A 12,406-nucleotide genomic window follows, 5' to 3' on the forward strand; every position below is an offset into this window, starting at 1 on the left:
AAATTCTCTTTTATTTATTTTTTATTTTAAAACCTTCATTTATTTAAATATTTGAGTGATGTCGTTTATTGTTATAAATATGGCAAGAGTTATTAAAAATGCTGCTCCAAAAGCTTGTATTTTTGTAAGCACACTTCTATTAATTGGTCTTCTCATTACAAGCTCTATAAAAGAAAATACTATCATACCCCCATCTACAACAGGAAGCGGCAAAAGATTCATTAAAAATAGTATTAAACTTATAGTAGCAGTAAAAGATAATATAGTTCTAATTCTATCAACACTAACAGATATTACCTGAGAAGAAAGCTGTACTATTCTTACAGGTCCTCCTAAATTTTCTCTTACTGATAGCTTGCCTGTAAATAAAAGTTTTAATCCATTTACATAAGAAACAATATATTTACCAGTTTCTTTAAAAGCCTCTGCTATAGATTTTGGAAAAGGTGTGCCTTCTATTTTTTCAACTTTTACAGGCGTACCCATAAACTCTATACCTAAACTTCCATAAGTACCATTTTTTGATTCCACAGGTCTTGGCATAGCTTCTCTTGTTATCTCTTGACCATCTCTTAAAACAGTAATAGTAATTTTATTTAAAGCATTATCCATTACAAGAGGTCTGAAATCTGCTATATTATCAGCTTTTATATTATTTACAGCTAATATTTTATCTCCAGCTTGAAGACCGGCTTCTTCAGCAGCAGAATTCCTAACTACATTTTTTATAATCAAATCTCCGCCAAAATAAAATCCCAATGCTCTCTCTCCGCTTAATGCTTTTAATATTTCTACAGATGGTATAGATATATTTACTGTTTCAATATTTCCGCTTTCTGCAGATTTTCTATTTAATGTAAAGTTAATATTATCTGCATTTTTTTGTATAGCTTCTTCATTTATAAGTTTTAATACATCATTATCATAATTAACTTTAACTCCATTTACTGCTGTAATAGTATCTCCGCTTCTCATACCGTATTCATAAGCTAATGTGCTTCCAGATTTTGAATGCATGTATCTAGCATCTTTGAATACACTTATAGTTGGAGAATATAAATCTACTGTAGAAGGTATTGATACTAATATAACAAGAAGTAAAAAAGCAAATAAATAATTAAAAAATGGTCCTGCAAAATATACTATGATTCTTTTTAAAGGCGACATACTTATAAAATCATCATCTTCCACTTTTCCATCTTCTGACATCTCTCCCTTAAACTTACAGTATCCTCCAAACGGTATGATTGAGAATCTAAAATCTATTCCTTTTATAGTCTTTCTAAATATTATAGGTCCAAAGCCTATTGAAAAAGCCTCAGCCTTTATGCCTACAGCTAAACCAGCAAGTAAGTGTCCCATTTCATGTACGAACACAAGAACACTTAATAATATAATAGCACCTATCCAACTCAATTTTGAGCCTCCTTTTTAAATACTATCTTTATTGATAATTATTACTAATTAATATATATTGTATAATAAAATATTTCAATACTAATTTTTTAAATTAGAAAAATAATATAATATTTTTAATATATTTCAATAGAATTTATGTAAATTATTTTTAATGCAAATACTAAAAACAATATAAAATATTTTCAAAAAAATTTTTAAAACTCTTTTATATAATAATTTGTATATTCAATAATATATTTTATACTAAAATTAATGTGATAAATAACACAATAATTTAATATTTATATGAGTATAATATTTAAAAAATTTCTACAATAAGTATTGATATTTATAAGAAAATTATATATTATAATAAATTTTATATTAAAAAGTTTAAAGGAGTCGATTATGAGTCATCAACACAGAGGGCAGTGGGGTACTCGTGCAGGATTTATATTAGCTGCTATAGGTTCTGCTGTTGGTTTGGGTAATATATGGCGTTTCCCATATATGGTAGCATCTAATGGCGGCGGAGCTTTTATGATAGTATTCCTCATCGCTATGCTTACTGCTGGTATACCTATTATGATATTAGAGTTTTCTATTGGGCATAAAACGCATAGAAGTGCACCAGGAGCTTTAAAATTCCTCAACTCAAAATGGGAATGGTTAGGCTGGCTTCAAGTATTTACTTGTTTTGCTATAGTTATCTATTATTCTGTTATTATTGCTTGGTCATTATCTTATGGATTATTTTCGCTTCAAGGATTAAAATGGGGAACTGATACTGTTGGTTTCTTTACTGGTGAATATTTGAAATTAGAAAGCGGTTTTTCTCTTGGAAATTTTAATTTGGGAGTAGCTATTCCTTTAATTATAGTTTGGATAATAATATTAGTTTCTGTTATAGGCGGCGTTAAAGATGGTATAGAAAAAGCTAATAAAATTTTTATGCCTTTGCTTGCTATACTTGTAGTAATCATACTTATTAGAGGTATTACTTTACCTGGTGCTTTGGCAGGACTTGATTATATGTTTAAGCCCGATTTTTCTAAATTACTTAATCCGCAAGTATGGATTGCTGCTTATGGTCAAGTATTTTATAGTATGTCTGTAGCTTTTGGTATAATGATTACATATTCTAGTTATTTGCCTGATGATTCTGATATTGCTAATAATGCTTTTATGACTGGTTTTGCTGACACTAGCTTTAGTTTATTTGCTGGTTTAACTGTATTTAGCATAATGGGTTATATGGCTTATTCTCAGGGTAAAGAAGTTGCTGAGGTTGCTGGAAGCGGCGGTATAGGTTTAGCTTTCATGGTATTCCCTGAGGCTATTAATGCTTTACCTGGTTTAAACGGAATATTTGGTTTAGTATTCTTCTTGGTGCTTGCTTTTGCAGGACTTACTTCTGCTATATCACTTGCTGAGGTTGTTATATCTTCTTTTATAGACAAGTTCCATTTCAACAGAAAAAAAGTTGCTGTTATAGTAATATTAATACAGGGTTTAATTTCTATGGTTTATGCTACAGGAAGCGGACTAAACATACTTGATATAGTGGATGCCTTCCTTAATAATTATAACATAGTTGTAAGCGGTCTTATAGAGATAGTATTAATAGCTTGGGTATACAAATTAGGAGATTTCAAAGAGCTTATTAATAAAGTGAGTGAGTTTAGAGTTGGATTATGGTGGGATTTCTGTTTGAAGTTTTTAACTCCAATATTTTTAGCTGTAATGTTGGCTTTAAAACTTATAAACGATTTCCAAAAACCTTATGGAAACGGAAACTATCCTCAAGCTGCTTTAATAATATTAGGCTGGTCTATGCCGATTTTAGGTTTTGTAGTTGGTATAGTACTTGCTAAACTTAAAGACAGAACTTTAAATAGTTAATAGGAGGGATGAATATGAGTCCAGATTCTGCAATATTTATGGCACTTAGCCTTATAGTAATATGGGGCGGCTTTATCTTTTTTGTAAGCATAGGTGCTAGAAAGAAATAAAAATAAATAATTAAAAAGATTTATATAAGGGGGAGACAAAATCCCCCTTTTTTATTAAAAATTTATATATAAAATTTGATACAAATAAAAATCTAACAATCTATTGTTAAATTATTCATCAGAATTTCTGCCTCTTTTATATCCTATTCCATATCCTCCTGCTCCACCACTGACAGTGCCTAATACCAAAGTTATAATTGGAGGAATAACAATTTTTAAAAATTCAGTATTGTCTTTAAATATAATAAGTATAAATAATATTAATGATACAAAAATTAGTGTTAAAGATATTACTAGTATCAAAATAAATTTTCTTTCATCTTTTCTATCATTATTTTTTCCTTGTATAGTTTCTTTTTCAACATCTATCATTTTATTTATATTTTCTTCAGATAATTTTACTATAGGATTAGATGATTGCATAACCATAGATAAAGTTCTTTCTATCTGATTATGTATTGTTGAAGTTTTATCGTTTTTATTAATAATACTTTGATTTTGTTCTTTATTAATATTTTCTTTATTATTTTTGTTATTAGACATATTATTTTTCTATTGCTCTTTTGATTATTTTATTATATGTAGGAATTATATATTTTTCTATAGAATTATTAATTTCTTTTTGTGCTATTCTGCTGTAGCAAAAACTTACAATAGTATTAAAGTCATTTTGAGTTAATTCTTCCCTATGTTTTAAAGCGAGATTAAGTAATTTTTTTTCTTCTTTTGTGCTTTCAAAATACATAATCCCCTCCTTTTTGTTAAAACTATCGGAAATATATAAATTCCATCCACACAAATTTTAGCATAAAAACAATATTTGTCAAGTAAATAAAATAAAAAAAATATAGTATATTTACATACCGTAAATTATACTAATTCTATTTATCAATTTTTTTATAAACCTCATCAATACTCTTTTGAAGCTCAATAGTTTTTTCAATAACACTAATAACTTTCTGTATATGCATAATGCTGTTAAGAGTAAGAGTCTCGCGAGCCTTTATATATTTTTCTATAGGCTTGTAACCGCCGATTGAATAATTGTATACTTCTTCTTTTACATTGTCGAAATATTGGGAAGAGTTTATTTTTATTTTGCTGTCTTCAAACTTGCAGAAGTCAATATTGTCATCGCCTGAAACAGGGTAGGAAGAAGAAGGAGCAGGCACTTTTTTAAGCAAATGCAAATCTATGAGAGCAGAGCCTAAAGAGGAAAGAGAAGAAAATAGAGAGCTGTCATCAGTAAAAGGAATACGCGGATAATCATATTTTAAGTCTTCTTTGTATCGGGAGCGGTATGAAGGAGCATAAAGCACGGCGTAGATGTAGGATAATATTTTGTATGGATAATCTTCGCTTTTGATTAGAGAGCCATTTAAGTATTTTTTTAGGAAATCCAAGAAGGTAGCTTTAAAATTAGGCTTACACTCCTCATCAAAATTTAACTCTTTAGAAGCATCTATTTTCTCATAAATATAAAGCGGAGCTACAAAATCTTTTGAACTATTTATATGGCAATCAATTATTTTATCAGTTATTAAAGCATGCTGATATGTTTGAGAAGTAACTAATCTAGTAAATACTAAACCTATATTATCTTTATCAATAATATGTTTCATTGTATTATATCTAGGTCTAGCTATACAGCCTTCTGTATTATGTGTATAATAAATATTTCTAAAATCAAAAGGTCTGTAATGTATTAATTTTTTACTGCCCTCATTGTTTAATACTTCTATTTTGCATTTATTTAAAGATTTTAATCTATCTTCAGATATGCTTAAATTATATTTTTTACATATTTCTTTTGACTCTAAGTTTTTTATATCATTTAAAGCACAATCTAATTTATTTTCTGAAATATGTATAATTAAATTATCTTTTTTTGTTTCTATTCCGCTGTTTATATTTTCAAAAATCTCATGCAAACCTTTAAAATCATTCAAATATTTTTCATTGCTTTTTACTTCAGTAAACCAATGCCATTTCTCATCATCTTCCAATTTTTTCCATTTTTTATTTTCTCTGTCTATGTTTACAGATTTATCAATCAAATATTCTTTTTTATAATTTTGCTTTCCAAAAATCTCCTGAAAATATACTCCTCTATTTTTATTATTTTTTATTCCAGTCTTTACAAATAATGCTATGCATACTCCTACATCTTTTATATTAAAAATATTAAAATCCTGACTGCCGTCCGGGCATTTTTCTCCCTTATTCATATTGCCATGCAAATCAAAAATATATATTTCATCAAAAGTTTTCATAAGCTGATTACGCATTTCTCTATGACTAACACCGTTTATAAAAGAGTTATTTACTATTACTCCTATTATGCCCTGTTTGGTTTTCTCCATTTTCCAATGTGCGAATCTTAAAAATTTTATATAGTCATCATCTAAATTTATTTTTTTCTCATTTAAATTCTGTTTATAATCTTTAAGTAAATTTATTATCCATTCTTTGCAGTTTATTTCTTCAGACTTTGAATTATATGGAGGGTTGCCCATTATAACGAGTATAGGCTCTTCATTTTTTATTTTATAAGCCATATCAGCTTCAGCTTTCATATTCGGAAACATTGCCGCATAACCGCCTGCACTGTTATCTAAAGTATTAGTTAAATATAATTGCAGTCTCTCCCTATTCTTATAATCATAATTCAAATCTTTCAAATATTCATGTATTCTAAAGTGTGCCAACACATAAGGCACTATTAAAAACTCAAAGCCGTAAAGTCTTTTCAATATAAACTCTGAAACTATTTTCTCCCATACGCCTCCTATACCGCTTGATTTGGCATTATTATATGCAAGCTCTATAGCCCCAAGCATAAATGTTCCAGTGCCTGCAGCAAAGTCAAGTATATGCACATTCTCTCCGTAAAGCCCCTCGCTTATATTGAGTTTGTCTTTTAAAAGCTCATCTATAGATTTTATAATATATCGTACCGCCTCTATAGGAGTATAAAACACCCCTTTAGCATTTCTTGTTTTCTCGTCAAACTCTTTTAAAAAATATTCATACATATATATAAATGGGTCTTCTTTATCATGATTTTCTTTATATGAAAGCTCCCCGTAAAATATATTTTCATTATAAGAATTAACAGCATTCATTATTGAAACTATAGAATAAAATATACCGTTATTATTAAAATCGTTTATATCTATTTTCAAAAGAAACTCTTTAAATATTGGTATATAATCAGGCATATCCTTAAAACTGTTTAAATCAACATTTTTTCTTTTGCTTAGTCTGTAAAAAAGTAATGAAAAAGTGATAATCTGTGAGAAGGCATCTGCAAAATCTTTATCGCTCAAATCTTTAAATAAAGTGCTTTCAAATAATCCCTTTACATCTCTGCTTAAATATGAATCTTTATTTAATAATTCTAAATTTATAAAGTCTCTCAAAATTTTTGTTCTTCTTGCAAGAAGCGAAAGAAAATAATCTTTTTTATCAATCTCTTTTGCTTTGCTTATAAAAAACATATCAAATATATTTATAAGTTTTTTATAATTTTCTTCTGTTATCTTATCTTTTTTATTTTCATAAATACAAATCTCATCTTTTATAATAATATTGCCGTCATCTTCTTTTGAAAGTAAAATAAAATTAATATAATCAGTAAATATCAAATTATTATGAATATACAAATATTTTATTAACTGTTCTCTATATTGTTTATAATTTCCTTTGCCGTTAATAGATTTATTCAAATCAAAACCTACATCTTTACACTCAATAAATCCTATAAGCTTCTCATCTTCATTAACTATAGTAAAATCAGGAAATATTTTTTTATCATCTTCATCATCAATGCTTGATTCCTGAATTATTTTAATACTTTTATTAGGGTATAAATTAACAGCAAAAAATTTAAGCATATTTTCTAAAGGAGTTCTATAACTATGTTCATTAGAAGAGCCTTTTTCTTTTATATCATTTACAATTTTTACATACTCTTCAATTGTGTCAAAATATTTTTTATCCATAAATAACAACCTGCAATTTTTATGTTTTTATTATAATTCATAAATAATTATAGTAAACAACTTATAAAGAAAATATTATTGAAATTATATAACTAACTTATGTACTTGTTCATTACTATTTTTCGGCCGTAGTCTTCAAAGTGAAAGCTGTCTGTGTAGAGTGATATTAAAAGTATGCCGCGTCCGTTTTTTCTGTAAATGTCGTCATCGTTAGTTTTTATAGATTTGTAATTAAAGCCCTTGCCTTCATCTTTTATACTGATTTCAAGCATATTCTGTTTTATACTAAATGATATATTTACATTTTTATTATAATCATTATTGTTGCCGTGAACTATAGCATTGGTTAAAGCTTCTTCAAAAGCTATTTGCATGGCATCAGCATCTTTTATATTATGTGAATGCAAGTACTGAATAAAGATTTCAGATATATTTGGTATTAATCTTTTATTACTTGGTATTTTCATAGTCAGCATATTATTGTATATAGTATTTTTTCTATAGCTTATAAATAAAGTATAGTTAAATAATATGCATTGTCAAGATTTTATAGACAAATTATTAGATAGTATAAAGATTTTTTAATCCAAATGCTGTTATATTATCATTGCTGTTAATGGCTTTTAATTTGTTTATAGCCTCTTCTGCAGATAAACTCATTATATTGTAAACTCCCTCTTCTAAAGAACTGTAATCGGATGCTATAGCCTCACACATAGAATTAGTAGCAATAAAATAGTTATGATTTTTGTTTCTTCTTGAGCCTTCTATTGTAATGTAGTGTCCGCCGCCTGCACAAGCACAGTTTTCAAGAGCATATCCATTAATATGGTCTCTTGTTATTTGAGCAGCTTTGTTTTTGTCTATGCAAAACACTTTGGCGTCCCCCGCATGAAACACAAACACCCCCGCAAACTTATGATATAATACCCCCGCAATAGAAGCACCTGCCATAGATTTTTGAACATCATAAGCAGATTCTCTGGCAGCATTAACCTCTAGCTTAATAAAATTATGCATTATCCAGTTTATTACTTCTTGCTCTCCAACAAGTTCTACTAAATCCAAAAAATTCTCATTAAAAACATCTACAGCAAGCTTTGAAGCAAAAGTATCTCCCAAACCATCAGCAACTAATGCTATACAAGTACCTTCTATAGAGTTTATAAAATGGCTGTAATTGTCTTGTTCGTTTATTATTAACGGTCTTCCAAGTATTGCTTCGCTGTTAAAGAGTATAGTGTCAGTATTTGTTTTGTTATTGTTAGATTTATTAGTAAAAGAGAAAATGTCCATATAATTTTAAATTCCTTAATTTTTTAATTTATATTGTATAGGTAAAAATATTTTTTTCAAGTTTATTGATATAATAGATTTAAAGTTGTATTTTAAAAAAATAATTATTTTATAAATAATTATTTTATATAAAAATTTGATATTTTTAATATAGTATTAGTCTTGATTTTAAGATTATAATTTTATATAATATTATTATAGAAATTATTATAGAAAAATAAAAAATATTTAAGGAATGTTTTATGTCAAAAGGCTATTTAGCTTTAGTGCTTCATGCTCATCTCCCTTATGTTAGACACCCAGAACATGAGAACTTTTTAGAGGAAGAATGGTTATACGAGGCTATTACAGAAACATATATACCTCTTCTTGACGCTTATGATAGAATGGTTAATGATGGGGTAAATTTCAAAATCACTATGAGTGTAACGCCTCCTCTTATGAATATGCTTGCAAATGAGCTTCTTCAAAATAGATACGTTAATTACATAGAAAAATTGATAAGATTGGCAGAAATGGAAGTAGAGAGAACTTCATTAGATCCTAATTTTCATCATACTGCTGAGTTTTATAGAGATAAGTTTAGAAAGATAAGAGATATATTTGTTTATAAGTATAATAAAAATATATTAAATGGTTTTAGATATTTCTTGGATAGAGGAAATTTAGAGATAATCACTTGCGGAGCTACGCATGGCTTTTTCCCATTTATGCAGGAATATCCTAAGGCAATAGAAGCACAGTTAAAAATGGCTGTAAAAACTCATGAGAAGCATTTAGGAAGAAAACCTACAGGCATATGGCTTGGAGAATGCGGATTTTTCCCAGGACTAGAAAAACATCTTGCAAACAACGGAATTAAATATTTCTTTGTTGATACGCATGGTATAATGTATGCTGATAGAGTGCCTAAATACGGAGTTTATGCTCCTTTATATTGTTCTAGGGAGAGCAGAGTTGCAGCTTTCGGACGTGATATTGAGAGTTCAAGAAGTGTTTGGAGTGCTGAAGTAGGATACCCTGGCGACCCAAGATATAGAGAGTTTTACAGAGACATTGGATATGATTTGCCTTTTGAATATATAAAAGAGTTTATACAGAGCAATGGTCTTAGAAAAAATACAGGTATAAAATATTATAGAATTACTGGTAAAGATTGTGCTAAAGAGCCTTATAATCCAGAATGGGCTATGGAGGCTGCAGGTGAGCATTCTGGTAATTTTATGTTTAACAGAGAAAAACAAATAGAGTATTTAGCTTCAGTGATGGACGACAGACCTCCTATAGTAGTATCTCCTTATGATGCTGAATTATTCGGGCACTGGTGGTATGAAGGACCTATGTTTATAGAGTTTTTAATGAGAAAAATTCATCATGACCAAAACACTATAGAGACAATCACACCAAAAGAATATTTGGAAAGACACCCAGTAAACCAAATATCTATGCCTTCAATGTCTAGTTGGGGAGCTAATGGTTATGGTGAAGTTTGGCTTAACGGTACTAATGGCTGGATTTACAGACATTTACACAAAGCTGCTGAAAGAATGATAGAATTAGCACACGATTACTATAATGAGACAGGTCTTTATGAGAGAGCATTAAATCAGGCTGCACGTGAATTGTTGTTGGCACAAAGCAGCGACTGGGCTTTCATTATGCATACAGGCACTATGGTTGATTATGCTGTTAATACTACAAAACTATATATAAAGAGATTTACCGACCTTTATTATGCTATCAAGAACAGAGATTTAAATGAAGAGTGGCTCAGTAAATTAGAATGGCGTGATGATATATTCCCAGAGATGGATTTCAGAATATACAGTTAATAAAATTGGTAAATAATGAAGGGAGTGTTAATAAACATTCCCTTTTTAATTATGTTCTATAGAAAAGTAATACAATATTTCAAAGTTTAATGTATAGATATAATGCTATTATAAAAATTTATTAAATAATCAAATACAAAATATCAAAATAATTTTATATAACATTAATTGAATTTTATTTGTTTTAAAAATTTATTACTTGATATTTTAAACATTTTTTGATATAATTAAATTATGAAAAATATTAGTCCATATCTAAATAAAGAAGTTTCTAGTTGGCTTGATATAACAAAAAAATTAATAAATGAACATCCATTAAAGAGTGATATAGTTGATATATGTTTAAAATCTTGGAAAAGTATTGTAAATACTACAATAAATAGTTATATAAATTTGCAGATGAAAAACATGAATATTTCGCCTCAAAGTGTTGGTAATTTACTCCATGATGTTATACCTGAATATATAAATTTAAATACTGAAGATTTTAGAAAAGGAAATCCTAATGAAAAGGATGTAGTATGTAAATACAATGATCTATATTCTTTTGAAATAAAAACATCATCTCAAAATAGCATATTTGGAAATAGAAGTTATGCATTATCTGAAAATGGTAAAAATAAGTCAGGGTATTATTTAGCTATTAATTTTGATAAATTAATAGAAAATAATCCATCTATAAAGCATATTAGATTTGGTTGGATAGATTATTCGGATTGGATAGCTCAAAAATCTCAGACAGGACAGCAAGCTAAATTAGATAAGAATGCTGAAAATTATAAATTAATTACATTATATAGTTATGATAAAACTAAATTATAATTATTTTCTATATTTTTTATTCTATGCTTTATAATTTCGCAATATTTTTTTTGTATTTCAAATCCTATACAAAATCTGTTAAATTTAATGCAAGCTTCAAAAGTGGAACCTGAGCCTATAAATGGATCAAATACAACATCGTTTTCATTAGAAAAACCTAATACAGCTCTTTCTAATAGATCCATTGGAAATTGACATGGATGTTCTGTTCTTTCTTTGGATGAGCGATTTAAACCAGTTGTTACTTTTGCTATTTCCCATACATCTGATGGATTTTTCCCTAATGTGTTTACTCTAACTTTTCCATTTTTTTTTGAATTTGGATATTTAACATTCTTATCTCTTATATCATCTAAATTAAATGTATAGTTATATCTATCTTTTACATACCATAGTATTTTTTCATTTCTTGGACTTAGATATTTTTTACATGCAACACCAGCTGAGTAATTCCAAACAATTTCTTGATTTAAATAATATGGAATTTTATCCCATATCAAATATGGTATTGGTATAGCTCTTCCTATATCATCAATATTAATATATCCTAAATTTAATAACATACTACTATTATCTAAACTTAATTGATAAGCTTTATTTATCCATTTAATTAACCAATTCACGTATTCATTAATTGGTAATATATTTTCATATTCTTTCCCTATATTATAAGGTGGGCTTGTAATAATTAAATTTATAAATTTAAAATTTATAAGTTCTAAGGCCTCTAATGTATCAATACAAAATATAATACCATGCTCGTTTATATAATAAGGTCTTCCAAATAAGTGAATAAATTTATCTCTTATTTCTTCAAAATTATTTTTCATATTTCCTCAATATTTTATTAAAAATAATATTGTACTAATGATATATCAAATTGCGTATGAATGCAAGTAAAAATACAAATATAGTTGTTTAGGAGTATGAGATATTGGACATTTTTTAGTATAAAAAAAGCAGTATCCTTGTTATAATATTTTGAACAGAAAACAAATAAAAAGGATGCTACTATGAAAAAAGATTATAGCACAGAATTTAA

Annotated in this window: 11 protein-coding genes; 4 read left to right on the top strand and 7 right to left on the bottom strand. The window is 27.8% G+C overall.

Annotated elements, in window-relative coordinates; translation table 11 throughout:
- Window positions 1-39 precede the first annotated feature (39 nt).
- Window positions 40-1,416, bottom strand: coding sequence for an RIP metalloprotease RseP (gene rseP, locus EPJ72_RS09745; RefSeq protein ID WP_147731970.1), 1,377 nt, complete (start codon window positions 1,414-1,416; stop codon window positions 40-42).
- Window positions 1,417-1,806: 390 nt separating this feature from the next.
- Between rseP and EPJ72_RS09750 the strand changes: the two genes are divergently transcribed.
- Entirely contained in the window at window positions 1,807-3,300 is a 1,494-nt protein-coding gene (locus tag EPJ72_RS09750; RefSeq protein WP_147731971.1) for a sodium-dependent transporter, read from the top strand.
- 14 nt (window positions 3,301-3,314) lie between these two features.
- The gene (locus EPJ72_RS09755; RefSeq protein WP_014932180.1) at window positions 3,315-3,410 is read left to right on the top strand and encodes a MetS family NSS transporter small subunit; all 96 of its coding nucleotides are present in this window, start codon (window positions 3,315-3,317) and stop codon (window positions 3,408-3,410) included.
- A gap of 111 nt (window positions 3,411-3,521) precedes the next feature.
- Here the strand turns inward: EPJ72_RS09755 and EPJ72_RS09760 are convergent, their stop codons facing one another.
- The 5 genes from EPJ72_RS09760 to EPJ72_RS09780 all read right to left on the bottom strand — a co-directional run bounded on the left by EPJ72_RS09760 (window position 3,522) and on the right by EPJ72_RS09780 (window position 8,710).
- The gene (locus EPJ72_RS09760) at window positions 3,522-3,953 is read right to left on the bottom strand and encodes a hypothetical protein (protein WP_147731972.1); all 432 of its coding nucleotides are present in this window, start codon (window positions 3,951-3,953) and stop codon (window positions 3,522-3,524) included.
- A 1-nt stretch (window position 3,954) separates the two neighbouring features.
- Complete coding sequence (locus tag EPJ72_RS09765; protein WP_147731973.1) at window positions 3,955-4,155, bottom strand: hypothetical protein; 201 nt, start codon at window positions 4,153-4,155, stop codon at window positions 3,955-3,957.
- Between the two features lie 136 nt (window positions 4,156-4,291).
- Entirely contained in the window at window positions 4,292-7,414 is a 3,123-nt protein-coding gene (locus EPJ72_RS09770) for a type ISP restriction/modification enzyme (RefSeq protein ID WP_147731974.1), read from the bottom strand.
- 92 nt (window positions 7,415-7,506) lie between these two features.
- The gene (locus EPJ72_RS09775; RefSeq protein WP_147731975.1) at window positions 7,507-7,881 is read right to left on the bottom strand and encodes an ATP-binding protein; all 375 of its coding nucleotides are present in this window, start codon (window positions 7,879-7,881) and stop codon (window positions 7,507-7,509) included.
- A gap of 94 nt (window positions 7,882-7,975) precedes the next feature.
- Window positions 7,976-8,710, bottom strand: coding sequence for a serine/threonine protein phosphatase (locus EPJ72_RS09780; protein WP_147731976.1), 735 nt, complete (start codon window positions 8,708-8,710; stop codon window positions 7,976-7,978).
- Between the two features lie 242 nt (window positions 8,711-8,952).
- Here EPJ72_RS09780 and EPJ72_RS09785 point away from each other — a divergent pair, with 242 nt between their 5' ends.
- The gene (locus EPJ72_RS09785) at window positions 8,953-10,542 is read left to right on the top strand and encodes a glycoside hydrolase family 57 protein (protein ID WP_147731977.1); all 1,590 of its coding nucleotides are present in this window, start codon (window positions 8,953-8,955) and stop codon (window positions 10,540-10,542) included.
- Between the two features lie 234 nt (window positions 10,543-10,776).
- Window positions 10,777-11,364 carry a ScaI family restriction endonuclease gene (locus EPJ72_RS09790; RefSeq protein ID WP_147731978.1) on the top strand — a complete coding sequence of 196 codons (588 nt, stop codon included), beginning with the start codon at window positions 10,777-10,779 and terminating at the stop codon, window positions 11,362-11,364.
- On the opposite strand, the gene EPJ72_RS09795 is transcribed toward EPJ72_RS09790, so the two are convergent.
- Window positions 11,343-12,194: a DNA-methyltransferase gene (locus EPJ72_RS09795; RefSeq protein ID WP_147731979.1), complete on the bottom strand. Its 852-nt coding sequence runs from the start codon at window positions 12,192-12,194 to the stop codon at window positions 11,343-11,345. The genes EPJ72_RS09790 and EPJ72_RS09795 overlap by 22 nt on opposite strands.
- Between the last annotated feature and the right edge of the window lie 212 nt (window positions 12,195-12,406).

The sequence above is a fragment of the Brachyspira pilosicoli genome (genome assembly GCF_008016535.1).
Lineage (GTDB): Bacteria > Spirochaetota > Brachyspiria > Brachyspirales > Brachyspiraceae > Brachyspira > Brachyspira pilosicoli_A.

Excerpts from the sequence above, each read along its gene's own strand:
- EPJ72_RS09750 (WP_147731971.1), top strand. The coding sequence starts at position 1,807 with ATGAGTCATCAACACAGAGGGCAGTGGGGTACTCGTGCAGGATTTATA.
- EPJ72_RS09755 (WP_014932180.1), top strand. The coding sequence starts at position 3,315 with ATGAGTCCAGATTCTGCAATATTTATGGCACTTAGCCTTATAGTAATA.
- EPJ72_RS09760 (WP_147731972.1), bottom strand. The coding sequence starts at position 3,953 with ATGTCTAATAACAAAAATAATAAAGAAAATATTAATAAAGAACAAAAT.
- EPJ72_RS09765 (WP_147731973.1), bottom strand. The coding sequence starts at position 4,155 with ATGTATTTTGAAAGCACAAAAGAAGAAAAAAAATTACTTAATCTCGCT.
- EPJ72_RS09770 (WP_147731974.1), bottom strand. The coding sequence starts at position 7,414 with ATGGATAAAAAATATTTTGACACAATTGAAGAGTATGTAAAAATTGTA.
- EPJ72_RS09775 (WP_147731975.1), bottom strand. The coding sequence starts at position 7,881 with ATGAAAATACCAAGTAATAAAAGATTAATACCAAATATATCTGAAATC.
- EPJ72_RS09780 (WP_147731976.1), bottom strand. The coding sequence starts at position 8,710 with ATGGACATTTTCTCTTTTACTAATAAATCTAACAATAACAAAACAAAT.
- EPJ72_RS09785 (WP_147731977.1), top strand. The coding sequence starts at position 8,953 with ATGTCAAAAGGCTATTTAGCTTTAGTGCTTCATGCTCATCTCCCTTAT.
- EPJ72_RS09790 (WP_147731978.1), top strand. The coding sequence starts at position 10,777 with ATGAAAAATATTAGTCCATATCTAAATAAAGAAGTTTCTAGTTGGCTT.
- EPJ72_RS09795 (WP_147731979.1), bottom strand. The coding sequence starts at position 12,194 with ATGAAAAATAATTTTGAAGAAATAAGAGATAAATTTATTCACTTATTT.